This is a genomic window from Rahnella sp. GSA61A (assembly GCF_019969905.1).
GTDB classification, from domain to species: Bacteria; Pseudomonadota; Gammaproteobacteria; order Enterobacterales; family Enterobacteriaceae; genus Rahnella; species Rahnella aceris.
Genome location: NZ_JAHXYO010000002.1, coordinates 18,077 through 41,421 on the forward strand (window position 1 = coordinate 18,077; position 23,345 = coordinate 41,421).

At 50.3% G+C, this 23,345-nt stretch carries 24 protein-coding genes and 1 other RNA gene; 14 read left to right on the forward strand and 11 right to left on the reverse strand.

Annotated features, from left to right (window positions below):
* Positions 1–175 precede the first annotated feature (175 nt).
* The 5 genes from hupB to LC431_RS02165 all read left to right on the forward strand — a co-directional run bounded on the left by hupB (position 176) and on the right by LC431_RS02165 (position 3,597).
* The gene (gene hupB, locus LC431_RS02145) at positions 176–451 is read left to right on the forward strand and encodes a nucleoid-associated protein HU-beta (RefSeq protein ID WP_013576637.1); all 276 of its coding nucleotides are present in this window, start codon (positions 176–178) and stop codon (positions 449–451) included.
* 164 nt (positions 452–615) lie between these two features.
* Positions 616–2,496: a peptidylprolyl isomerase gene (gene ppiD / locus LC431_RS02150; RefSeq protein WP_153374577.1), complete on the forward strand. Its 1,881-nt coding sequence runs from the start codon at positions 616–618 to the stop codon at positions 2,494–2,496.
* A gap of 139 nt (positions 2,497–2,635) precedes the next feature.
* Complete coding sequence (locus LC431_RS02155; protein WP_223509215.1) at positions 2,636–2,881, forward strand: hypothetical protein; 246 nt, start codon at positions 2,636–2,638, stop codon at positions 2,879–2,881.
* On the forward strand, positions 2,793–3,077 hold the full coding sequence (locus LC431_RS02160; RefSeq protein ID WP_223509217.1) for a helix-hairpin-helix domain-containing protein: 285 nt from the start codon (positions 2,793–2,795) through the stop codon (positions 3,075–3,077). The genes LC431_RS02155 and LC431_RS02160 overlap by 89 nt, the downstream gene beginning before the upstream one ends.
* A 118-nt stretch (positions 3,078–3,195) precedes the next feature.
* Entirely contained in the window at positions 3,196–3,597 is a 402-nt protein-coding gene (locus LC431_RS02165; protein ID WP_013576634.1) for a YbgC/FadM family acyl-CoA thioesterase, read from the forward strand.
* 97 nt (positions 3,598–3,694) lie between these two features.
* On the opposite strand, the gene queC is transcribed toward LC431_RS02165, so the two are convergent.
* Both queC and LC431_RS02175 read right to left on the reverse strand, forming a co-directional pair.
* Positions 3,695–4,393 (reverse strand): 7-cyano-7-deazaguanine synthase QueC, encoded by a 699-nt coding sequence (gene queC, locus LC431_RS02170; protein ID WP_112151714.1) that lies wholly within the window; start codon positions 4,391–4,393, stop codon positions 3,695–3,697.
* A 110-nt stretch (positions 4,394–4,503) separates the two neighbouring features.
* Positions 4,504–6,216, reverse strand: coding sequence for an SgrR family transcriptional regulator (locus tag LC431_RS02175; protein ID WP_112151713.1), 1,713 nt, complete (start codon positions 6,214–6,216; stop codon positions 4,504–4,506).
* A gap of 192 nt (positions 6,217–6,408) precedes the next feature.
* Here LC431_RS02175 and cof point away from each other — a divergent pair, with 192 nt between their 5' ends.
* Positions 6,409–7,230, forward strand: coding sequence for an HMP-PP phosphatase (cof, locus tag LC431_RS02180; protein WP_013576631.1), 822 nt, complete (start codon positions 6,409–6,411; stop codon positions 7,228–7,230).
* Between the two features lie 170 nt (positions 7,231–7,400).
* On the opposite strand, the gene LC431_RS02185 is transcribed toward cof, so the two are convergent.
* Positions 7,401–8,444, reverse strand: a complete 1,044-nt coding sequence (locus LC431_RS02185) for a PLP-dependent cysteine synthase family protein (protein ID WP_013576630.1) — start codon at positions 8,442–8,444, stop codon at positions 7,401–7,403.
* Positions 8,445–8,564: 120 nt separating this feature from the next.
* Between LC431_RS02185 and LC431_RS02190 the strand changes: the two genes are divergently transcribed.
* The 3 genes from LC431_RS02190 (at position 8,565) to LC431_RS02200 (ending at position 12,721) form a co-directional block, all read left to right on the forward strand.
* The gene (locus tag LC431_RS02190; RefSeq protein WP_013576629.1) at positions 8,565–9,020 is read left to right on the forward strand and encodes an Lrp/AsnC family transcriptional regulator; all 456 of its coding nucleotides are present in this window, start codon (positions 8,565–8,567) and stop codon (positions 9,018–9,020) included.
* A 136-nt stretch (positions 9,021–9,156) separates the two neighbouring features.
* Entirely contained in the window at positions 9,157–10,929 is a 1,773-nt protein-coding gene (locus LC431_RS02195) for a SmdA family multidrug ABC transporter permease/ATP-binding protein (protein WP_119261885.1), read from the forward strand.
* Positions 10,889–12,721, forward strand: coding sequence for a SmdB family multidrug efflux ABC transporter permease/ATP-binding protein (locus tag LC431_RS02200; protein WP_370633747.1), 1,833 nt, complete (start codon positions 10,889–10,891; stop codon positions 12,719–12,721). Before LC431_RS02195 ends, LC431_RS02200 begins: the two co-directional genes overlap by 41 nt.
* Here the strand turns inward: LC431_RS02200 and LC431_RS02205 are convergent.
* A complete protein-coding gene (locus LC431_RS02205; protein ID WP_126124264.1) occupies positions 12,696–13,007 on the reverse strand; it encodes a hypothetical protein in 312 nt (103 codons plus the stop codon). The two genes, LC431_RS02200 and LC431_RS02205, sit on opposite strands and share 26 nt — an antisense overlap.
* 55 nt (positions 13,008–13,062) lie before the next feature.
* Here LC431_RS02205 and glnK point away from each other — a divergent pair, with 55 nt between their 5' ends.
* On the forward strand, positions 13,063–13,401 hold the full coding sequence (gene glnK, locus LC431_RS02210) for a P-II family nitrogen regulator (RefSeq protein ID WP_009639071.1): 339 nt from the start codon (positions 13,063–13,065) through the stop codon (positions 13,399–13,401).
* An 85-nt stretch (positions 13,402–13,486) separates the two neighbouring features.
* Positions 13,487–14,776: an ammonium transporter AmtB gene (gene amtB, locus LC431_RS02215; protein ID WP_013576624.1), complete on the forward strand. Its 1,290-nt coding sequence runs from the start codon at positions 13,487–13,489 to the stop codon at positions 14,774–14,776.
* A gap of 140 nt (positions 14,777–14,916) precedes the next feature.
* Here the strand turns inward: amtB and tesB are convergent, their stop codons facing one another.
* On the reverse strand, positions 14,917–15,783 hold the full coding sequence (gene tesB, locus LC431_RS02220; RefSeq protein ID WP_013576623.1) for an acyl-CoA thioesterase II: 867 nt from the start codon (positions 15,781–15,783) through the stop codon (positions 14,917–14,919).
* Between the two features lie 271 nt (positions 15,784–16,054).
* Here tesB and LC431_RS02225 point away from each other — a divergent pair, with 271 nt between their 5' ends.
* Positions 16,055–16,636: a YbaY family lipoprotein gene (locus tag LC431_RS02225; protein WP_037036825.1), complete on the forward strand. Its 582-nt coding sequence runs from the start codon at positions 16,055–16,057 to the stop codon at positions 16,634–16,636.
* A 68-nt stretch (positions 16,637–16,704) separates the two neighbouring features.
* Here LC431_RS02225 and LC431_RS02230 read toward each other — a convergent pair whose 3' ends face one another.
* A complete protein-coding gene (locus tag LC431_RS02230; RefSeq protein ID WP_037036827.1) occupies positions 16,705–17,013 on the reverse strand; it encodes an MGMT family protein in 309 nt (102 codons plus the stop codon).
* A gap of 192 nt (positions 17,014–17,205) precedes the next feature.
* Between LC431_RS02230 and ffs the strand changes: the two genes are divergently transcribed.
* Positions 17,206–17,302, forward strand: an RNA gene (gene ffs / locus LC431_RS02235) — signal recognition particle sRNA small type.
* 126 nt (positions 17,303–17,428) lie between these two features.
* Here the strand turns inward: ffs and LC431_RS02240 are convergent.
* Together LC431_RS02240 and LC431_RS02245 are read right to left on the reverse strand one after the other, a co-directional pair.
* Positions 17,429–18,778: an NCS2 family permease gene (locus tag LC431_RS02240; protein ID WP_131638180.1), complete on the reverse strand. Its 1,350-nt coding sequence runs from the start codon at positions 18,776–18,778 to the stop codon at positions 17,429–17,431.
* Positions 18,779–18,854: 76 nt separating this feature from the next.
* Positions 18,855–20,642, reverse strand: coding sequence for an adenine deaminase (locus tag LC431_RS02245; protein ID WP_223509218.1), 1,788 nt, complete (start codon positions 20,640–20,642; stop codon positions 18,855–18,857).
* Between the two features lie 139 nt (positions 20,643–20,781).
* Between LC431_RS02245 and LC431_RS02250 the strand changes: the two genes are divergently transcribed.
* Positions 20,782–21,738 (forward strand): LysR family transcriptional regulator, encoded by a 957-nt coding sequence (locus tag LC431_RS02250; RefSeq protein WP_217192332.1) that lies wholly within the window; start codon positions 20,782–20,784, stop codon positions 21,736–21,738.
* A gap of 75 nt (positions 21,739–21,813) precedes the next feature.
* Here the strand turns inward: LC431_RS02250 and LC431_RS02255 are convergent, their stop codons facing one another.
* The 3 genes from LC431_RS02255 to LC431_RS02265 form a co-directional block, all read right to left on the reverse strand.
* Positions 21,814–22,017 (reverse strand): HHA domain-containing protein, encoded by a 204-nt coding sequence (locus LC431_RS02255; RefSeq protein ID WP_013576617.1) that lies wholly within the window; start codon positions 22,015–22,017, stop codon positions 21,814–21,816.
* Positions 22,018–22,062: 45 nt separating this feature from the next.
* Positions 22,063–22,431 (reverse strand): Hha toxicity modulator TomB, encoded by a 369-nt coding sequence (tomB, locus tag LC431_RS02260; protein ID WP_013576616.1) that lies wholly within the window; start codon positions 22,429–22,431, stop codon positions 22,063–22,065.
* 229 nt (positions 22,432–22,660) lie between these two features.
* Positions 22,661–23,020 (reverse strand): hypothetical protein, encoded by a 360-nt coding sequence (locus LC431_RS02265; RefSeq protein WP_015690306.1) that lies wholly within the window; start codon positions 23,018–23,020, stop codon positions 22,661–22,663.
* Between the last annotated feature and the right edge of the window lie 325 nt (positions 23,021–23,345).

Consider the following 23,345-nt stretch of genomic DNA (forward strand, 5'->3'; position numbering starts at 1 on the left):
GTGAAATCTCACTTGCCAGCTTTTTTTTGTGCCGTTAACTTAGTGAACGGTCAAAGGGTTTCAGGCTGCTTTCAGTCGCTTGCATCACTCTGACAAGATTGATATAACAGCAGCGCGGTCACGTCTGCAGGGAAAATGCGCCGTGATGAACGAATTTTAAGAGGGGATGATAAGAGTGAATAAGTCACAATTGATCGACAAAATTGCTGCCGGTGCTGATATTTCTAAAGCCGCAGCGGGACGTGTTTTAGATGCTGTTCTTGCATCTGTCACTGACACCCTGAAAGCTGGGGATGAAGTAGCTCTGGTTGGTTTTGGTACTTTCTCCGTTCGCGAGCGTTCAGCACGTACTGGTCGTAACCCACAGACCGGTAAAGAAATCAGCATTGCAGCCGCTAAAGTGCCGGGCTTCCGTGCAGGTAAAGCGCTGAAAGATGCCGTTAACGGTTAATTACCCGCAGACTGACGTCGAAACTGTGTGAGGCGCATCACTGATGCTTTTCATTCAGGTCTGGTTGTTAAACAATAACCTGACGTCATCGGGCTGGTAAGGTAAGATACAAGGCGCATCGAAAACGGTGCGCTTTTTTTATTACAGCGGAGTGTTGCCACACTATGATGGACAATTTACGCGCGGCCGCCAATCACGTCGTGCTCAAAATCATTCTGGCCCTGATTATTCTGTCCTTTATTTTGACAGGGGTAGGCAACTACCTGATCGGCGGTTCAGGCGACTATGCAGCGAAAGTGAATGGTCAGGAAATAGGACGTGCTCAGCTGGAACAGGCAGTTCAAAACCAGCGTAGCCGCTTGCAACAGCAGCTTGGAGATCAATTCTCTGCGCTTGCGGGCAGCGACGGTTATATGCAGCAATTACGCCAGGAATCCCTGAGCAACCTGATTGACGTCACGTTGCTGGATCAGTATTCCAAAAAATTAGGCATTACCGTCAGCGATCAGCAGATCAAAGATGCGATTTTTGCGACCCCGCAATTCCAGACTGATGGCCGTTTCGACAATGCTAAATATCTGCAAAGCATCCAGGGTATGGGATACACCGCGGATAACTTTGCGCAGTTGATGAAACAACAGTTAATCAGTCAGCAACTTGAGCAAGCCTACGGTCAGTCCGATTTCGTTTTGCCAGTGGAAAGTAAATCTCTAGGTGGGTTGATTCTGCAAAGTCGTGATGTGCAGACTGCCACATTGGATACCGATGCGCTGGCAGCTAAACAGCAGGTCACTGACGCTGAATTGCAGGCATTCTACGACCAGAATAAAAACAGTTTCCTCTCGCCTGAACAGGTGAAAGTCAGCTACATCGAAATGGATGCAGCGGCCATGCAGGGGAAAACTAACGTGACGGATGCGGATATCAGCGCCTATTACGACCAGCATAAAAGCGAATTTGGTCAGCCTGAACGCCGTCGCTACAGTGTCATTGTTCTGAAATCTCAGGCCGATGCTGACGCAGTGGCTGCCGAGCTGAAAAAAGGCACCGATTTCGCGGAACTGGCTAAGACCAAATCGACCGATGCGCTGAGTGCCAGACAAGGTGGTGACCTCGGCTGGATGGAGCCTGAAACGACGTTACCAGAATTTAAAAATGCCAATCTGACCACCAAAGGTCAGGTGTCTGGTGTGATTAAATCGGACAGCGGTTTCTTCATTTTGCGCCTTGATGACGTGACGCCTGAGCAGGTCAAACCGTTAGCTGACGTTCGCAACACGATTGCCGACAAGCTCAAACAAGAGAAATCATTGGATGCCTACTACGCGCTGCAACAGAAAGTCAGCGAAGCGGCAACCAATGACAACGAATCTCTGGCTTCTGCTGAAGATGTTGCCGGTACGAAAGCGGTTCACACAGATTGGTTCACTCAGAATCAAATCCCGGCAGGTATCAATTTCAAACCTGTCGTACAGGCGATTTTCGACGGCGGCCTGATTGGTCAGGACGGTTCTTCTGGCAGTAACTCAGACATTATTACCGTTGATGGTGACCGCGCCTTTGTAGTTCGCGTGGATGCGCACAAAGCTGAAGGGGTTAAACCTTTCGCTGACGTGAAAGATCAGGTGACGACGCTGGTGAAACGGCAGAAAGCACAGGATCAGGCGCGTATGGAAGGTGAGAAACTGCTGACCGCGTTGAAAGAAGGCAAAGGCGATGACGCCATCAAAGCTGCCGGCCTGACATTTGGTGCCGTCCAGAAAGTACAGCGTAGCCAGCAGCCTTCTGCATTCGAAGAAAACGTTTACGCACTGCCTCATCCTCAGAAAGACCAACCGGTTTATGGGCTGACTCAGGACGATAAAGGCAACAGTGTACTGGTCAAACTGAATGCGGTGACGCCGGGTACCATTCCTGCCGCTGATACAGCACGTTTCAATCAGGAAATGCAACAGACGTCCTCGAATGTGGCCTTTGATTCGCTGCTGACCAACCTGCGTCAGGAAGCGAAAATCAAATACGGTTCTGCTGCACAAAACCAGTAAACGCCGCAAAGTTTTGCAACGCGTTGCAACAAACAAAAGGCCGCTTCCGCGGCCTTTTCCACATTTGAATGTTGCCCATTGTCCGCTTTCTCTGCCTGATGCATTCTCTCCGTGCTGTCAAACACATGGAGGATACAGCATGAAAAAATTAGGCATCACCTCACTTTCGTTAGCTCTCGCTCTGGGACTTTCCACACTACCGGTCATGTTGCAGGCCGCGCCCAATGCGGCCAGCAGCGTGGCGACCACGACGACTGCGCCAGCGACGGCAGCCAGCAAAGTCACTGGCCAGCAGCGTGGCGACCACGACGACTGCGCCAGCGACGGCAGCCAGCAAAGTCACTGGCCCGCAAGTGAAAAAGGAACAAGTGGCAGTGACCGATGAAAGTACCGTAAGCATCAACACGGCGACTGCGGAAGAATTTGCCAATGTGATGAACGGGGTAGGGATGAAAAAAGCGCAAGCCATCGTCAGTTACCGCGAAGATCTTGGGCAATTTACGGATATCGAACAATTGCGTGAAGTTCCGGGAATTGGTGCTGCATTGTTTGAACGTAACAAGGACCGTCTGAAATTGTGACGGATGTCGCGGCGGTGATCCCTTAACGGTTGCCGCCGTTTTCTTCTGCTAATCTCTAGAGACATCTGACCAGTTTGGTTGTAAGCCTCAGACGACTATCAGGAGTTTCTTAACGATTATGCATACGTTCATTAAAGTTCGCGGTTTCCACATTGACGTTTATCAGCACGTAAACAACGCGCGTTATCTGGAATTTCTTGAAACAGCGCGCTGGGAATGGCTCGACAATCAGTCAGGTTTCCAGTGGATGAGCCAGAACAAGATTGCCTTCATCGTGGTGAATATCAACATCAATTACCGCAAGCCTGCGGTATTGGGGGATGTATTGCGCATTGACAGCAGTTTGCAACAGCTGAACGGGCGCAGTGGTGTTCTGGAGCAGGTTGTCACGTGTGAAGGTGATGTGGTTGCGGATGCGACGCTGACGTTCGTGTGTATCGATTTGCGTACGCAAAAAGCGCTGCCGCTGGAAGGGGAATTGCTCGAGCGGTTACGTGAACTGGAACTGGAAAACGATTAATCGTTTCCCCTTACGCAAGATCACTTTCCCGTCAAAAGAATACGCCAACGGGCGGTTGAAAGCCGCCCGTTACCGGCAAAACATTAAAACTGAAAAATTAACGCAGTCCGGTTTTCTTCTTCAGGCTGGTCATCACGCCCGCTTTATCCTGCTGGTATTGCTGCAAACCATTAGCGCGTAAATGACAGGCTGCACATTCACCACAACCATCACCAGCAATGCCGTTGTAGCAGGTCAGCGTTTTATGGCGAACCAGATCCAACTGCTGGTAATAATCGGCCAGCGCCCAGGTTTCGGCTTTATTGAGCCACATCAGCGGCGTTTCGAAACGCACATCGCGCGCCAGACCCAGCGACACAGCCGTGTTCAGCGCCTTGACGAATTCATCACGGCAATCCGGATAACCGGAGAAGTCAGTTTCACACACGCCGGTGATGACGGCTTCTGCCTGGATCTGATAGGCATAAATGGCCGCCAGCGTCAGGAACAGAATATTACGACCGGGAACGAACGTACTCGGCAAGCCCCCGTTGTTTTCATCACCAAAATTAGGCACCGGAATGTTATCGCGGGTCAGGCTGCTGACAGCCAGTTCGTTTAACAACCCGACATCCAGCACTTTATGGGCACGTGCGCCCAGTTCCACAGACAGTTTTTGTGCAATCTCGATTTCTGCACGATGACGCTGACCATAATCGAAAGTAACGCAGTGGACTTCGTCATATTGCTTCAGAGCCTGAATCAGACAGGTTGTTGAATCTTGTCCGCCGCTAAAAACTACCACTGCTCTTTTCATTCTGATTACCTGTTGTTTGAAACCATTATCTGAAATTCACTGCGCATCGGGCAGTAAAAGTGCCCTAATGTTACTTTCCTTTACCCCCGGAGTGTAGTGAAACAGCTCCTTCAGACACTTTCCGTTGGCAGCGGCGGCGGAACCCATGCCTGACAGAAATCGAACCAGCCCCATGCGGTGAGTTGCACACCGCTGATGCGCGGTGGTGCGCTGACCTGATACTGATAGTTAAACAACGGTGTGACGATGGCCGACTGCATCCACTGAAATAAATGATCGCGCAGTTCGTCCGAGCGATGGTTCTCCAGCGGGATTTGCTGAATAGCGGCCAGGCGCTGTTGCTGGCAAACATAATCTTTTTCGCGCAGGATCCCCGGCCAAAGCGGATCTTGCTGTAACCAGTTCTCCAGGGAGGCATCGGGAGATTCGCCAATCAAACGATCACCGAGAAGCAGATCGGCCCAGCCCAGCAGCGCATCATCTTCCCAAAGTCGCCCGGCATGATATTTAACCTCCAGTGCACAATCTTCTTCCGCCAGCTTTTCCTTTAGTGCCTGCGCCACCAGCTCAAATTCAACCGGCGGGTGAAACAGCAATGTCAGCTTTTCAGGCAATGGAACATCAGCATCGTCATGCAAAGGTATTGGCCAGCCAGGCAGCATTTCTTTGCTGGCTTTCACCAGATCATGATCGATAGGCAAATTATCCAGCATGCCGCTGCGCTGGATCAGACGGACGATTTTACGCGCCTGAGCCTCATTCAATACGCCACGTTTCAGATTGGCGGCGATGTAGCAAAATCCCAGGCTGGTGCTGCGTCTGACCGGTTTCACGCGCGATAATTCATCCTGTTCACCCAAAATGATCCTGACCGGATGCTGGCAACTGACATTGCTTTTTTGTGCAAAGAGTTGCGGTGTGATCCAAAATTCAATAGCCGCCAGATAAGGATGCTGTAAGGCGTACAACGTATGTTGTTCAAGCCTGATCAGTTCAGGTGAAAAGGTAGTCAGACGAAAAGGCCCCGCGCCGATATGTGGATTATCGGGATGGGATAACAGGCAGTTAAGGTCGGCAAACCGGTGCGCCAGCCAGTAATCGGGTTTATCGAGATCAAACTGCAGACAAAGTGCGTGCGGCTGAGACAATTTGCTCACGCAAGCCAGATTATGTTTACTGCGCGGTGAGTTTTGCAGTTGTTCAAAGCGCGCCATTAATTGCGCGGTCTTCAGTGGTTCTCCGTTATGCCAGAACAACTGACTACGCAGGAAAAATTGCCAGGTTTTGCCGTTATTACTGATTTGCCAGTGATGGGCCAGATCGGGCCGGGGGGCTGAATTTCCCGGAATAAAACGCGTCAGTCCTGCATGAATAGTATGGGCAAGATGTTGCTCGGCACGGCCGGTCAACGTCAGCGGATCTAAAGGCTGGAGAGGTCGATAATAGGGTATACGCAGCGTGGGCGCATCTTCCTGCCATTGCCCGCCCAAATGCGGCGCCAGCAGTGCATTGAGATGGCTCGGATCCAGCTGGCTTAGCTGCAACGCGGCCGAATGTTCGCCATTTTTCAGCAACTCCTGCAAACAGGCTCCCCGCAATTCTTCGGGGGTTTTCAGGCAGCAAAGTGACGCACGCTTCCCGCGACCTGCTTGGGATTGCCAGTCAATCCAGCCCGCATCCTGAAAGTGTTTCAGCAACGTTCGGGTATGACGTTCACTGCAACAGAAAATCTCAGCCAGTTCGGCCACGGTAAACTGAACCGGAACTTGTCCGGTCTTCAGGTATAAACGCTGAAATTGATTAAGCCGGTTTTGCAGGCGCACGGTAAATACGGAACCTTATTTTTGCTGTGAATTATCCTGTTCATCATATCGTGCGTATGGCGCGCTGGCTTGCAGCGAAGAGCCAGAGTGTGAGCTAAAACCGGAACAGTATTCACAAACTGTTCACTATTAGTTCCGCAAATCGCAGTCCATACTTTGAGGGTGAAAATCATTCCTTTTCTGAGAGAAAATATGTTCCGTTTAGCTGCATTTGATATGGATGGCACTCTGCTTTTACCCGATCACACGCTGGGCGAAAAAACACTGGCAACATTGCGTCAGCTGGCTGAAAAGCCGGTAAAACTGACGTTTGCCACCGGCCGTCATTATCTCGAAATGAAAGATATTCTGGCGAACATCGGACTGGACGGTTTTCTGATCACCGGAAACGGCACGCGAATTCATGACTTGTCCGGGCACCGGTTGCATGCCAGTGACTTGTCCGAAGATTGTGCACACGAGCTTTTGCACACGCAATGGGATACACCTGCCAGCCAGCATGTATTCCGTGATGATGGCTGGTTTACGTCTCTGGACGATCCGGATTTGCTGATCCCGCATCAGTTCAGCGGCTTCCGCTATCAGTTACAGGATCTGCGTTTATTGCCTGATTCTGGTAACAGCAAAGTGTGTTTCTGCGCACCGCATGAAACCTTGCTGGCGCTGGTACCCCAACTGGAAGCGCATTTCGGCCCGCGTCTTGACCTGTGTTTTTCAGCGGCAGATTGTCTGGATGTGCAGCCCGCAGGCAGTAATAAAGGCAGTGCTCTGGCGCTTCTCACTGCAGGTCTGGGGATCGATATGTCTGAATGCATGGCATTCGGCGATGCCATGAACGACAAGGAAATGCTGGAAAGTGTCGGGATGGGGCTGATTATGGGCAACGCTTTGCCGGTGCTGAAAGAACAGGCCTCTCATTTACAAATCATCGGACATTGCCGTAATCAGGCTGTGTCTCACTTTTTGCAACACTGGCTGCACACTCCACACCTCACCTATTCCCCCGAATATTAAGGTATTGCAGCAAGCCGGGTTCACTTTAACTGTCCCGGCTTTTTTCCCCTTCATCCTTCGAACTACAACTGCGTTAGCTGCATTCTTTCACCCGAATCACTTACTCTTGTAAGCTCATCGGGATTCATTCATTTGCTGCCTTGTTGTAGTTCGAATGATTTCGAGGATATTCAGTTGAGACCTTCCAGTTGTGCAGCGTAAACGGAAATATCCCCGATATTCTTCGCTACCCAGTTGTCATCAAAGTAGGTATTCAGATAACGTTCACCGCTGTCGCAAAGCAGGGTAACGATCGAGCCGGTTTCACCTTTCTCGCGCATTTGTTTTGCCAGTTGCAATGCCCCCCACATATTGGTTCCCGTCGAGCCGCCGACTTTTCTCCCCAGTACCTGTTCAAGCCAGCGAACGGTAGCAATGCTTGCAGCATCAGGTACTTGCATCATGCTGTCAATGACGTCGGGGATAAATGAGGGTTCGGCGCGCGGGCGGCCAATGCCTTCAATGCGGCTGCTGCATTGAGCGGTAACGCTGGCATCACGTTGCTGAAAGTAATCGTAAAAGACAGAGTTTTCCGGATCCACCACGACCAGTTCGGTATCGTGCCCCTGATAGCGGATGTAGCGGCCTAGCGTTGCGGACGTTCCGCCGGTACCCGCACTCATCACCAGATAACGCGGCACCGGATACGGTTCGCGGGACATCTGACGGAAAATGCTGTCTGCAATGTTGTTGTTTCCGCGCCAGTCGGTGGCCCGTTCTGCGTAGGTGAACTGATCCATATAATGGCCGTTCAGCTCTTTAGCGAGCTGCTCTGAGGCAGCATAAATCTGACCTGAGTTTTCGACAAAGTGGCAGCGACCACCATAAAACTCAATTTGCTGAATTTTGCGCGGGGCTGTACAGGCGGGCATTACGGCAATAAAGGGCAGGCCCAGCAGACGCGCGAAATAGGCTTCGGAGACAGCGGTACTGCCCGAAGACGCTTCAATAATCGGCGTATTTTCGCGGATCCAGCCATTGCACAGGCCATATAAAAACAATGAGCGTGCCAGACGATGTTTCAGGCTGCCGGAAGGATGCGTGCTTTCATCTTTGAGATACAACGAAATTCCAGGAAAGTCGTTCAGCGTGAGACGAATTAAATGTGTGTCGGCTGAACGTTGATAATCGGCGTCGATTTCTTTAATGGCGTGAGTGACCCAGGAATTGCGCATGTTGCAGGCTCATTTAAGTGTTTTGATGAGATAAAGAATAACGTAATCACCAGAGAAATAAGTTACTCTTTGACCCATGGATCATCTTATTTGGAGAAATACTTTCTCCTGGAGTGCGGTATGGTAGATAAAATTGACCTCAGGCTTTTATCGCTGCTACAGCGGGATTGCACCCTTTCTCTGAACGAGCTGGCTGAGGCCGTCAACCTCACCACCACCCCCTGCTGGAAAAGAATAAAGCGCCTTGAAGATGACGGGATTATTTGCGGAAAAGTGGCGTTACTTGACGCTGAGAAACTGGGACTTAGCCTGACAGCATTTGTGCTGATTAAGACCCAGCATCACAACAGTGAGTGGTATCAGCGATTTGTTCAGCAAGTCGAAGCGTTTCCAGAGGTGCTGGGTTTTTACCGGATGGCGGGCGAGTACGATTATTTGCTGCAAGTTCAGGTCTCCGATATGAAAAGCTACGATAACTTTTACAAGCGACTTGTGAATGGCATTCCAGGACTGAACGACGTGACCTCAAGTTTTGCGATGGAGCGCATAAAATCGACCACCGCATTGCCGATTTAATGCAAAAGTTGCAGTAAAAAGTTTCATCAGAAACCCCTGTTAACTCTGGTATCCTTGTCGGCCTGAAGAGAAAATTGGTCTTTCTGTCGCCGGTTTAACTCAATAAAATTATTATTATTTGTATGGAAAACACTGCGTGAGATTGTTTGCACAATTAGGCTGGTACTTCCGGCGTGAATGGCGCCGGTATTTGGGTGCCGTCGCCTTACTGGTCATTATCGCCGTTCTGCAATTACTGCCGCCAAAACTGGTGGGCGTAATTATCGATGGTGTTACGTCAAAACAAATGTCTTACGGCGTGCTTTTTGCGTGGCTTGGCCTGATGCTCGGCACGGCTGTTGTGGTGTATCTGCTGCGTTATGTCTGGCGCGTGCTGCTGTTCGGCGCGTCTTATCAGCTTGCTGTTGAACTACGACAGGATTTTTTCCGTCAGCTGAGCCGTCAGCATCCCGCTTTTTATCTGCGCCATCGCACCGGTGATTTGATTGCCCGAGCGACTAATGACGTCGACCGGGTGGTGTTCGCTGCGGGAGAGGGCGTATTGACGCTGGTCGATTCGCTGGTCATGGGGCTGGCGGTACTTATCGTTATGGCAACCCAGATCAGCTGGGAACTGACGTTATTGTCGCTGGTGCCGATGCCGGTAATGGCGATCATTATCAAGCGATATGGTGATCAACTTCATTCCCGTTTCAAAACCGCACAGGCGGCGTTTTCCTCGCTTAACGATCAGGCGCAGGAAAGCCTGACCAGTATCCGTATGATCAAAGCTTTTGGCCTGGAGAATCATCAGTCATCGCAGTTTGCTGATGTGGCTGCGGATACCGGTGCAAAAAATATGCGTGTCGCGCGTGTTGATGCCCGCTTTGATCCGACCATCTATGTCTCTATCGGTATGGCAAACCTGCTGGCCATCGGCGGCGGTAGCTGGATGGTAGTCAATGGCCACCTGACGCTGGGTGAACTCACCAGCTTTGTGATGTACCTTGGCCTGATGATCTGGCCGATGCTCGCGCTCGCCTGGATGTTTAACATTGTCGAACGTGGCAGCGCGGCTTACAGCCGTATCCGTAGCCTGTTACAGGAAGCCCCGGCTGTTGTTGATGGCACAACACCGTTACCGGCAGGCCGCGCGACGCTTGAGGCTCACATCAACGATTTCCATTATCCGGAAAATAGCCACGCTGCTTTAACGACCGTTACTTTTTCCCTGCAACCAGGGCAAATGCTGGGGTTATGCGGTCCGACAGGTTCCGGTAAAAGTACGCTGCTTTCACTCCTTCAGCGCCAGTTCGATGTCACTGACGGTGACGTGTCCTATCACGGGTTATCCCTTAAAGAAATCCAGCTTGATGACTGGCGTGCCCGGCTGGCAGTTGTCAGTCAGACGCCTTTCTTGTTCTCAGACACTGTCGCGCAGAACATTGCGCTCGGAAGGCCTGATGCCACGCAGGAAGAGATTGAAGAAGCCGCGCGTCTCGCCAGCGTTCATGATGACATTCTGCGATTGCCTCAGGGATATGAAACTGAAGTCGGCGAGCGCGGCGTCATGTTATCGGGTGGTCAGAAGCAGCGTATTTCGATTGCGCGCGCATTGCTCCTCAAAGCCGAAATTCTGATCCTGGATGATGCTTTATCCGCCGTTGATGGCCGGACGGAGCACCAGATTCTGCACAATCTGCGTCAGTGGGGAAATGACCGTACGGTGATCATCAGCGCACATCGTCTCTCTGCACTGACCGAAGCCAGTGAGATTCTGGTCTTCAGCCAGGGGAGTATTTCGCAGCGTGGCAATCATGACCAGCTTGCTGCCGAAGCCGGCTGGTACCGCGATATGTTCCGTTATCAGCAATTAGAAGCTGCGCTGGATGATGTGTCACAGGAAAAGGAGCCGGAACACCGTGGCTGAACCCAAAAAAATTAAAATTCAGAAGCTTTGGCCAACGCTAAAGCGCCTGTTGAAATACGGGAAACCTTACCGCAAGCCGTTGTCTTATGCGGTTCTGATGCTGTGGATTGCAGCGGCAGCGGAAGTGACCGGCCCTATATTAATCAGCTTCTTTATCGATCACTACGTGGCTAAAGGTGAAATGCCGTGGGGGAAAGTCAGTTTGCTCGCGCTGAGTTTTATCTTCCTGCAATTCCTGGCAGCAAGCCTGCACTATTTTCAGGCACTGTTGTTCAACCGTGCTGCGGTGGGTGTCGTCCAATGCCTGCGCACCGAAGTCATGGATGCGGCATTACGGCAACCGTTGAGCGCATTTGATACACAGCCTGTAGGTCAGCTGATTTCCCGCGTGACTAATGACACGGAAGTTATCCGTGATCTGTATGTGACCGTGGTATCGACAGTCTTACGCAGCATCGCCCTGATTGGTGCGATGCTGGTGGCGATGTTCAGCCTCGACTGGCGACTGGCATCGGTGGCAATTTGTATCTTCCCGGCCGTATTTGTCGTGATGGGGCTGTACCAGATTTACAGTACGCCGGTGGTGCGCAAAGTACGCGCTTATCTGGCGGATATTAATGATGGCTTCAATGAAGTCATCAACGGTATGAATGTGATTCAGCAATTCCGTCAGCAGAAAAGGTTTGGCGAACGACTTGCCCGCGCCAGCCAGTCGCACTACCTGGCCCGCATGCAAACGCTGCGACTGGAAGGATTTCTGTTGCGTCCTTTGCTCAGCTTATTCTCGTCGTTGATTTTATGCGGTCTGCTCATTCTCTTTGGATTCAGTGCCGAAGGTTCTGTGGGCGTTGGGGTTCTGTACGCCTTCATCAATTATCTCGGACGGCTCAACGAGCCTCTGATTGAACTGACCTCACAACAATCGATTATGCAGCAGGCAGTCGTTGCCGGTGAACGTATCTTTGATTTGATGGACAGGACGCAACAGCAATACGGGCCAGACGAAAAGTTGCTCACCCGCGGCGAGATTGACATCAAAGACGTCAGCTTTGCTTACCTCCCGGATAAATGGGTGCTGGAAAATATTTCCCTGCACGTGCCTTCGCGCGGTTTTGTGGCGTTGGTTGGACATACCGGCAGTGGTAAAAGTACGCTGGCAAATCTGCTGATGGGTTATTACCCGTTAAACAAAGGTGAGGTCAGGGTTGACGGACGTAACCTCGCCGACTTATCGCACACCAGCCTGCGCAAAGGTATTGCAATGGTTCAGCAGGATCCGGTGGTTCTGGCAGAATCCGTGTTCGCTAATGTCACGTTAGGCCGTGATATTGATGAAGCGCAGGTGTGGCACGCGCTGGACATTGTGCAGCTCTCACCGCTGGTACGCGAAATGCCCGAAGGTTTGAATACGCGTCTGGGAGAGCAGGGCAATAATCTTTCTGTCGGGCAGAAACAATTACTGGCGATGGCGCGCGTTTTGGTGCAGGCACCGGAAATTCTGATCCTTGACGAGGCAACGGCCAATATTGATTCCGGCACCGAGCAGGCTATTCAGCGTGCATTACGGGCTATCCGGCAGCAGACTACGCTTGTGGTTATCGCACATCGGCTTTCGACGATTGTGGATGCCGATAATATTTTGGTATTGCACCGTGGCCAGGCTGTTGAGCAGGGTAATCACTTGCAACTGCTGGCAGAAAAAGGCCGGTATTATCAGATGTATCAGTTGCAACTTGCCGGACAGCAATTGGCTTCTGCCGGACAGATTATGCCTGCAACAGAAAACGCATAATCTTTGCATCGGTGCCGTATCCCTGCGGCACCGGCTTTCTTCTTTCTCCGTTTTTCATTTCCTGTTTTTCTTTTCCCCGCACTGTATTCATGCAGGCAGAACCCTTTTTCAATTCGGGTGCACTAAAAAGCAGCGGTGAGCACTTAAATGGTGCGTGTGCTGCTGTGCTGCATATGGCATGACAACTGTGCGCCTGGTCACGATTATTCTGAAAATGCCGTATTACGCGGGAATTGCATGAATCTGCGCCCGATTTCAACTCTGGCACATCCTTTGCTTTATCCAATCCGTATCGGGCGCGAATCCTCTCGCGGCAAGCCCTTAATTCGAGGAGTGGCACAATGAAGCTGGTTACTGTGGTGATCAAACCTTTTAAGCTGGAAGACGTGCGTGAAGCGCTGTCTGCTGTTGGAATTCAGGGGCTGACCGTAACGGAAGTTAAAGGTTTTGGCCGTCAGAAAGGTCATGCCGAACTTTACCGTGGCGCGGAATACAGCGTGAACTTTCTGCCAAAAGTAAAAATCGACATTGCTATTGCAGACGATCAGCTTGATGAAGTGATCGATGTGATCAGCAAAGCGGCCTATACCGGCAAGATCGGTGATGGCAAAATTTTCGTTGCTGAATTGCAACGTGTTATCCGTATTCGTACTGGTGAAACCGACGAAGCAGCACTGTAATTTCAGGCTTTTATCTCTCATACCAATCGGTTTGAGATAAATCAGATTAGAAAAAACAGTTTTGAGAAACAGGGGTGGGTTAATAATGAAAAAACTTTTATCCATGATGGGGCTTGGTGCCGTGGCTTTGCTGCCTTCGCTTGCCATGGCAGCAGCGCCAGCAGCGGCAAACGGTGCTGATAACGCCTTTATGATGATTTGTACCGCGCTGGTATTGTTCATGACCGTACCGGGCGTGGCGTTGTTCTACGGTGGCTTACTGCGTTCTAAAAACGTTTTGTCCATGCTGACTCAGGTTATTGTCACCTTTGCTCTGGTCTGCGTGTTGTGGATCCTCTACGGCTACAGTCTGGCCTTCAGCGAAGGTAACGCGTTCTTCGGTGGTTTCAGTAACGTCATGATGAAAGGCATCGGCCTGGACTCCGTGACAGGCACCTTCTCCCAGATGATCCACGTTGCTTTCCAGTGCTCATTTGCCTGTATCACTGTGGCGCTGATCGTGGGCGGTATCGCTGAACGTGTACGTTTCTCAGCGGTTCTGATTTTCACTGTGATCTGGCTGACTTTCTCTTACATCCCGATGGCTCACATGGTGTGGGCAGGCGGTTTCCTGGCTGCTGATGGTGCGCTGGACTTTGCCGGTGGTACCGTTGTTCACATCAACGCCGCTATCGCAGGTCTGGTGGGGGCTTATCTGCTGGGTAAACGTGCCGGTTTCGGTAAAGAAGCTTTCAAACCACACAACCTGCCAATGGTCTTCACTGGTGCATCAATCCTGTATGTGGGTTGGTTCGGCTTCAACGCAGGTTCTGCAAGTGCAGCAAGCCCTGTTGCCGCGTTGGCTTTCCTGAACACGGTGATTGCAACGGCTGGTGCAATCCTGTCCTGGACACTGGTTGAATGGATGGTGCGTGGTAAACCTTCACTGCTTGGCGCAAGCTCCGGTGCTATCGCAGGTCTGGTCGCTATCACACCTGCATGTGGTACGGTCGGCGTGGGTGGTGCTCTCATCATCGGTCTCGTAGGCGGTATCACTGGCCTGTGGGGTGTGGTTACCCTGAAAAAATGGCTGCGTGTTGATGACACCTGTGACGTGTTCGGTGTTCATGGTGTGTGCGGTATCGTAGGTTGTCTGCTGACTGGCGTATTCACTTCCAGCTCACTCGGCGGCGTAGGTTATGCAGAAGGTGTGACCATGGGCCATCAGGTTTGGGTTCAGTTCTTCAGCGTGTGCGTGACATTGGTCTGGTCTGGTGTTGTTGCTTTCATCGGTTACAAAGTGGCGGACATGATCGTAGGTCTGCGTGTTCCTGAAGAACAAGAACGCGAAGGGCTGGATGTTAATAGCCACGGCGAAAACGCTTACAACCAATAATGAGATTTCAGAGAAAGTAGTGCGCTAACTCTCTCATTAATGAGTTAAAAATAATAAAATAATGATGATATGCAAAAGGGGCGATAATGATATCGCCCCTTTTTAATGCGCCATTTTTACAGGGCGCTCTTTAATGATGATTATTCAGGCTTTCGCTGACGAATAACCCCTTCCTGTACCGTGGAGGCGACCAGCACGCCATCGCGGGTATAAAACTGTCCACGCACAAAACCACGCGCACCGGATGCAGAGGTACTTTCGACGGCATACAGCAACCAGTCATCCATGCGGAACGGGCGGTGGAACCACATCGAATGGTCGATGGTCGCGACCTGCATTCCCGGTTCAAGGAAGCCAATGCCATGGGGTTGCAGCGCCGTAGGCAGGAAATTGAAGTCAGACGCATAGCCCAGTAAATACTGATGAATTCGCAAATCATCTGGCATTTCACCGTTGGCCCTGAACCACACTGCACGGTTCGGCTCTTCGACACTCCCTTTCATCGGGTTATGAAACTTCACCGGACGCATTTCAATAGGCTTATGACCAATAAATTTTTCGCGGAATTTTTCCGGTATCAGATGCGCCAGATTTTTAGCAATATCTGATTCTGATACCAGTGTTTCCGGCGGCGGCACATCCGGCATGGTGTTCTGATGCTCAAAACCACTTTCCTGGCTTTGGAACGACGCCGTCATATAGAAAATCGGCTTGCCATGCTGCACCGCTTTTACGCGGCGGGCGCTGAAACTGTTGCCATCGCGCAGGATTTCCACGTCATAGATAATCGGCTTGCTGCTGTCACCCGGGCGCAAAAAGTAGCTGTGGAAAGAATGGATACCACGTTCCGCCGGGACAGTCTGTTTGGCGGCATATAATGCCTGGCCTACGACCTGACCGCCAAAGACCTGACGTAAACCCAAGTCTTCACTTTGACCACGAAACAGCCCTTCTTCAATTTTTTCCAGATCAAGCAGATCCAGCAGATTTTTTAATGCCTGACTCATAGTGGCCTCATGAAAGTTACCGGAGAAATCGACCTAAGTTGTTCGGGGTAATGCAGGCAGGAATTTTCTGAAATACGCCTTAACCGACAGGTCTAACCTGTTAATCATAGTGGATCTTACGTTTTGTCAGAAGATCTGTTTGGCCGCTGACAGGAAAACCTCAGACTTTTGTGCCATGATTAGTAGGTAAGCTGGTTAAAGTCACTAAATTCATCGTCGGCGTTTATTACAGCTTGTCGACAAGCGACTAATAAAAAAGGGAGTACGATCAATGAAACTTTGGCAGATAGTAGGTGGAACCGCGCTGTCTCTGACTCTTGCCGGGTGCGCACAGCATCATGAGGCACCAGCGCAGCAACCTCCTGTGAATACGGCGGCTAGCCCGGACACCGGACCTGCGATCACTGGCCCGAATGTATCGGGTAGCGTGTTTATCAATCAGCGTGTAGCCTTGCCACCGGATGCTGTCCTGACGGTGACATTGTCTGATGCTTCGGTGGCGGATGCGCCATCCCGCGTGATTTCGCAAAAGGTGGCGAGAACTCAGGGTAAACAGGCACCGTTTACCTTCATCCTGCCGTATAACCCGCAGGAAATTGCCCCTAACGCGCGTATTCTGCTGAGTGCGGCGGTAACCATCAATGGTCAGATGACCTTCATCACTGACTCCATTAAAGAAGTGATTAATCACGGTCAGGGTACACGTGCCGATCTGCAACTTGTCCCGGTTGTCGCCGTCCCTGTAGCGACCAAACCCAGTGCCCTGGGACCAATGACTAACCCGTCAAATCCAGGACTGGGCACTTCGCCTGCACCGGTTAGTATGGTACCTGCACAACCAACGACCTATTAATTCATCACTTATGATGGCTAAGCACCGCTCTTGCGGTGCTTTTTTATGTGCGTTTTGAAGGCAGGCATTCACCATTTCCAGCCGTATTTCTCTAAATCGATTTTGCCTTTCTTAAACGTGATGCCCTCGGCCAGCAGTGCCTGACGCTGACGTTTAAAGTCTTCGCCCTGCAAAGAGATTTCACCGTGCCGGTTTATCACCCGGTGCCAGGGAAGAGTGCTGCCTTCCGGCAATTTCTTGAGTACCCCCCCGACCTGACGTGCCGCGCGGGGTGAACCGGCCAGTTGCGCGACGTTCCCGTAAGTTGTGACCTGCCCGACCGGGATGGCGGCGATAATCTGAAATACGCGCTGGCGAAAGTTATCGGGTTCCGACATGACATCCTCCTCAGTGATTTGCGCCAGTATGACGCAAAAATTAAGGTTTTGTAGGCTCTGATTCAGGCGTATTGTTTAAGAAAACAACGGTTGTCGGCAGTTAACTTGCTTTTGTTTCGGCCATCACAGATAATGCCCACCGCTTCGATTCTCTTAGCAGAGAAATGAAGCTGACAACGTCAATGGGGGCCCTGTTGGTTCTCCCGCAACGCTAACTTGTCAACTTGGTCAGGTCCGGAAGGAAGCAGCCATGGCAGGTGTCGTGTGTGCCGGGATGTAGCTGGCAGGGCCTCCACCATTTCAGGCCTCCGGAATTATCTCTTCTCTTTGATTTCCTCCTAAAAATATCTTCAAAGCCAGGCTGCGCCCATAAAAAAGGGCACGTTTTCACGCGCCCTCTGTTAATCCGCAAGTTTCAGTGATGAACCAGCGTCGCAAAATAATACACCAGCGGGATTGCCAGAATATAAAGGCCTACAGGCACTTCACGTGCTTTTCCTGCGACCACTTTAATGATGACGTAAAACAGCAGGCCGCCGGCGATACCGGTGCCGAAGCTGTTGGAAATCAGCGTAATCATTACCATCATCAGTACCGGCAGCGCGTCGGTAAAATTCGCTAAGTCCACTTTTCGCAAATTACTGAACATGTTCAGGCCAATCAGAATCAGTGCCGGTGCGGTCGCCTCTTTCGGGATCATCAGCGCAATCGGAGTAAATAACAGCATCAGCAGAAACATGACTGCAGCGGTAAGTGCCGTCAGGCCAGTTTTCCCGCCTGCTTCAGCGGCGGCAGAGGATTCGATCAATGCTGTAGCTGCAGGAATACCGACGATCGGGCCCAGCGCTGCTGCAATGGAATCCACCATGAAAGGCCGGTTGATATTTTTCATATTGCCGTGTTCATCGAGCAATCCAGCCTCACCACCGACAGCCAGTGTGGTGCCCATCGTAGAGAAGAACTCCGAGGCGAAGAAGATAAACAGGAATGGCAGAAAGGCGATGTTGATAGCACCGATAAGATCGACTTTGCCCAATAACGGAGCAACCGAGTGAGGCAGCGAGATCCATTGCTCAGGTAAATGCGTTACGCCAAACGGTATACCCGCCACCGTCGCCAGCAAAATGGCCCATAAAATGGCACCCGGTACTTTACGAGCCTGTAACCCCACGGCGACCAGCAGACCAAGAAGCGCAATTAACGCACCCGGCGCAGTAAAATCTCCCAGAGCCAGCGCATGTGTTTTGGTATTTGCCATTACCAGCCCGGCATTGCGGAAGCCGAGCAGGGCGACAAAAATGCCAATAGAAGCGGTCAGCCCAAGCTTGATCGACTGCGGAACAGAACGGGTGACTACTTCGCGTAAGCCAAACACTGTCATCACGAAAAATAAAATCCCCGACCAGCATGCAATCCCCAGCGCGACGGGCCAGGTAACTCCGTCGCCCGCCAGCGTAATACCGACCAGTACCGAGCCGCCAATGCCAGGCCCGACCATAAAGGGCAGGTTGGCGTAAAAAGCCATCAGCAGAGAGCCCAGTACAAATACCAGGATCACGCCGGTGGTGGCTGCGCCTTTATCTATACCACTGACGGCCAGTAAACCCGGGATCACCACCAGTAAATACGCTGCCGCCAGAAACCCGGTGATGCCAGCCAGACATTCCGTTTTAATCTTGGTCTGGCGCTGGTGCAGATGGAAGCGGCGTTGTAACCAGCTTTCGTCTGCTGAGACGGTAACATTTTTCACAGAACTTTCGGACATGCTTAAATTCCCCTGAAAATAATTTTTATAATGTTGTGTTTGCTATCTTTTTACGTCTGGTGGTTTTGAGAATGCTTCAGATTTCTTCTGGCCAGATTTCCAGAACCGGGTTGACGATTTCCCGTGAACCGCCATCTGTCAGCCCTAAATCAGTCAGATGTGGGCCTGCATTACAGGCTAAGCACGTTCCTTCGATAGCTTTGAAAACGCGATAAGGCGGTTCCCAGTCTGCGACCTGTGCACTGAGGTCGCGCAGGTTTTTAAACTGCTTCGCCAGTTCCGTGGCCGGTAAATCAGACAGCATTCCGGCAATCGGCATATCGATATTGGCCAGCAACTTGCCATGCTGGCTCAACGCCATACCGCCGCCGCTGGCGATCAGCTGATTGGCCGCTATCATCATGTCGACAGGATCCCGGCCGATAATCACCAGATTATGGGCGTCGTGAGAGTAAGAGGTCGCAATGGCACCGCGCAATGCTCCCCAGCCTTCAAGTAATGCCATTTTCGGTGTGGCGTCGTGGCGGCCATGGCGGTGCTGAACCCAAATCAGGCTGAAGCCGTCGGGTATCTGTACGGCACCATCCCGCACATTCACGGTTACTTCACTCCATTGTGTAAAGCGTGCGCCTTTAATATTGCGCAGACGCGCTTTGCCGTTGTTCAGCCCCGGAATTTTTAGCCTGAAATCAGCGGCGTTCAGCGGCGTTAAGCGCATGGTGTCTCGTGGTGGAACCACTCCGCGCGCGGCGGCAGGGGTAAACAGCAGCTTGCCTTGCTGAGCTACACAGGTTCCGCCGACATATACTGCACGCGGAAGAAGATTTTCCAGCGAGTCAAACGCGATAAGATCAGCCGTGCGGCCTGCGGCAATCAGCCCTAAATCAGAACGTTGCATGCGAATAGCGGCATTCAACGTCGCCATGCGTAGTACATCTTCTGCACGTAATCCGTAGGAAATCAGGAGCTTGATTAAGGCGATCAGCCCGCCTTTTTCCAGCAGATGATCGGGCGGTACGTCGTCAGTACACAATGTTATTTGTGATGAAAGATGGGGAAGTGCGAGCAAAGCGGCTGCGATATCGGGCAGAAGATAAGGATGTGAGCCGCGAATTTGCAGCGTCAGACCGGCACGCAGCTTTTCCAGGGCATCATCAGCCGAGGTCAGTTCGTGATCTGACGTCACACCTGCGGCAAGATACGCCTGCAATTGTTCATCTTTAAGGCCGCGTGCGTGGCCTTCAATCAGCTTTCCGCTGTTTAGTCCGGCTTCGAGGATTTCCAGCATTCGCCCGCTGCCATTGAGCACGCCATGCATATCCATCACTTCGGCGACACCTGCAATTTCCGGCCAGCTAAGCATTGTCTGCATTTCCTGGCCTGTGAAATCCGCACCGGACATCTCTAAGCCCGGTGTTGACGGCACGCTGGAAGGCGCAGCGCATATCACGCGTAATGGCAGATTACGGCTGGACTGGATGGCGTACTGCACCCCGGCAACGCCCAGCACATTCGCCAGTTCATGCGGATCCCAAAACACCGTTGTTGTGCCCTGAGCGACGACGATTTCGGCGTATTTTTCGGGTGGCAAATGCGAGCTTTCGATGTGAACGTGCGTGTCGATAAGGCCGGGAGAGAGGTAATTTCCTGATAAATCATCAACGTTTTCAGTCTGCGTGAATTTCCCGCGTGAATGAACGCTGGCAATCATATTGCCGGTGATGCCGACATCGGCTTCGCGAATTTCCCCTGTGACCATGTCGATGACACGGGCATTAATCAGCAGACGGTCGAAAGGGATGTTCCCCAGTGCTGCGTTTATAGCCCGCTGGCGCAGGGGCTGGGAGGTGATGCCGTCGGTCATATCAGTGTCCGGATTTAAACAATGGTGAGGCTAATGTAGGGAGCAGGGGGGGCTTTGCACAGATGAATTATTTTATCCGTTTATAAGATACGGTTATGCTGAGCAAACGTTTTCTATTTTTCGCGGAATAGCTGCTCATATGTCTGAACCCTGGCGCCGGTTACCTGCCCTTTCCCTCAAGCAAATTCAATACTTTGTGACGCTGGCACAACTGCGCAGTTTCACCGATACGGCGAATCGTCTGGCGATCAGTCAGCCCGCGCTGAGTAGCGCGCTTCGACAAATTGAATCGGTATTAGGGGGCAAACTACTCAACCGGACGGCACAAGGTGTGAGTCTGACTGAACAGGGTGAGGCTGTTCTGCCATATGCAGAACGTTTATTGAATACCGCGCTTAGTGTTTTCGATGATATGCAGCAAATTATGCGTCAGGGCGGGGATGGCACATTACGCATTGGATTAGTACCTTCGGTGAGTACATTGTTATTTCCGGCCGTTCCACAATTACTGGCGGAATATTTCCCTGATATGCGTGTGGAATTTCATGACCTGACAAACGATGCATTATTACTGGAACTGGAGAAGGGATCAGTGGATTTTGGTATCGGTGCAACAGACAGTACAGTGCCGGAATCCATAGCTGTTTATCCACTGCTGGAAGATCCTTTTGTGGCGGTTATCAGACGCGACGATCCGCTTTCTCAGGATCACAATATTCCCTGGCGACAACTGCTGAAAAGAGATATTGCCTTGTTCTCAAAGGGGAATGTTAGCAGGCTGGTGACATCACTGAGTGAGAGTCATCGTTTGAATTTACGGGTGAGTTATCGCGTAGATTTTCAGGAGACGTTATATGGACTGGTGCGTTCGCGTCTGGCATTAGCAATATTACCAGAGTTATATACTGCAACACTTAACGATAATGAATTAACAGTGATTCACTTGCAGCAGCCCACATTAAGCAGAACAGTGGCGATGATGCGCAAACCCGCACCATTGCGTTCACCGAAAACGGAACAATGTTTTCAGTTTCTGTTGCAAACATTTCATCGGCAGATCAAAGAGAAAGTAGAAAAACTTAACTCAAAGATATAGTTAAATAATATTAACGATAATATGGTTAAATATTAACCAGCCAGACCGGGGGATATTCCGGCCTGGCTTTATAGATCAGCGTACAAATTTCCACACTGATACCGGGATTTTATCGTACAACTTGTTCATCGTTAGCTCCGCTAAACGATGGTCAGCTGCCGAGTAAAACAATTCCAGCTCGTCGTCGGAAAGTTCGTACTTATTTTTTTCAATAACACGTTCAAGTGTATCGATAGTGGTGCATTTTCGTAAACGCATCAAATAGTCGATTTTGTTCATCTTAGCCTTTTGATTTTTATCTGATGACTGCATATAAATTATTACTCAAGTCTTCATTAGGGTACAGATGTAGTCCCCTGAGAACATTCTGAATAACCGCTTCTTGGTCTTTTGCCATTGGCGTAAATCAGAATCGTTAATTCCATAATTACTGAACAGCGTGTAGGTATCATCCAGATACTCTTCAACCAGATCACTTAAATGGTTATCGTCTGGATACTTAATTTTAAAACTCATCACAAAGGATGCAATGTGCTCAATCAGTTCATTGAGCTGCAAGTTAACAGCCGAAGTCGGATCGTTAACCCAACCATGATGACTGTCACCCAGTGTCGCAATCCCTTCATCATACAGCATTTCATTCAGGTAGCGTAACTGAGCGATATCGTGCCGCTTAGGCGAGTACTCATCCATATCATCCCCTCCGTAATGGTTTATTCGGTGTTGATAACACTCTGTGAGTAAACAACAAAACTTAATGGCTTACAGGAAACGGCTCTCACTAAAACGCTATGAACTGGCTTAAACATCAAAGACAATCACAATGAACAGTGTTCGGGATGAGGTTTAAAGGATTTAATATACAGCCGGTATTTTAAATATAATTCATTTTTAGAAAGCTGTGCAAACGTATTACTCAAACTTACAATTCTTCAGCCGTTGAGCCTTTGAAGGACTCAATAATATCAAACTCCAATCCGTCAGGTTTAACCCAGAATCTGACACTTTGCTTCGTTAACTCATCAGCATTAATGTCCAGACAACCATTGAAAATCGTCCATTTGAACTGGTAAGTCATTGAATAATAGTTTTTGCCAATTTGTGTTATTGACACGATCTGCAAAGAATTTGTTTCATAACGTGCATTTTCTGAAAAATAAGTTAAATCTCCAATTAAGGACTCTTCAATTTCAGACAAAGCAGGTTCAATAATCTGTTGTAACTCATCAACCGTAAGAATATTCCCATTAATATCACAATGGATCAATTTCTTCAAAGGCATTTACCTCTTAAGCACATATCCCTTCATTATCGCATATTTTCATCAGGATGTGTTTTGGGCAGAGAAAAAAATTTCCAAACCAAAATTCCATAACTTTTTGATTGTAGTGCAAATTACAACTCATTCATCAATTTTTACTCTTTTTTAACAGTTAAGATCCGTGTTCTCTCAAAAACGGCCTGCTATCCCTTCTGCCGTAAAAAACTGAAACAGTTCATGTATTGATACTCATACCCTATTGTGATGTTATATTATAACTTTTTGGAGGGGGTATGACAAAAACACTCTTTACACTTTCTTCGCCGGTACGCTGCGTCGCTGTACT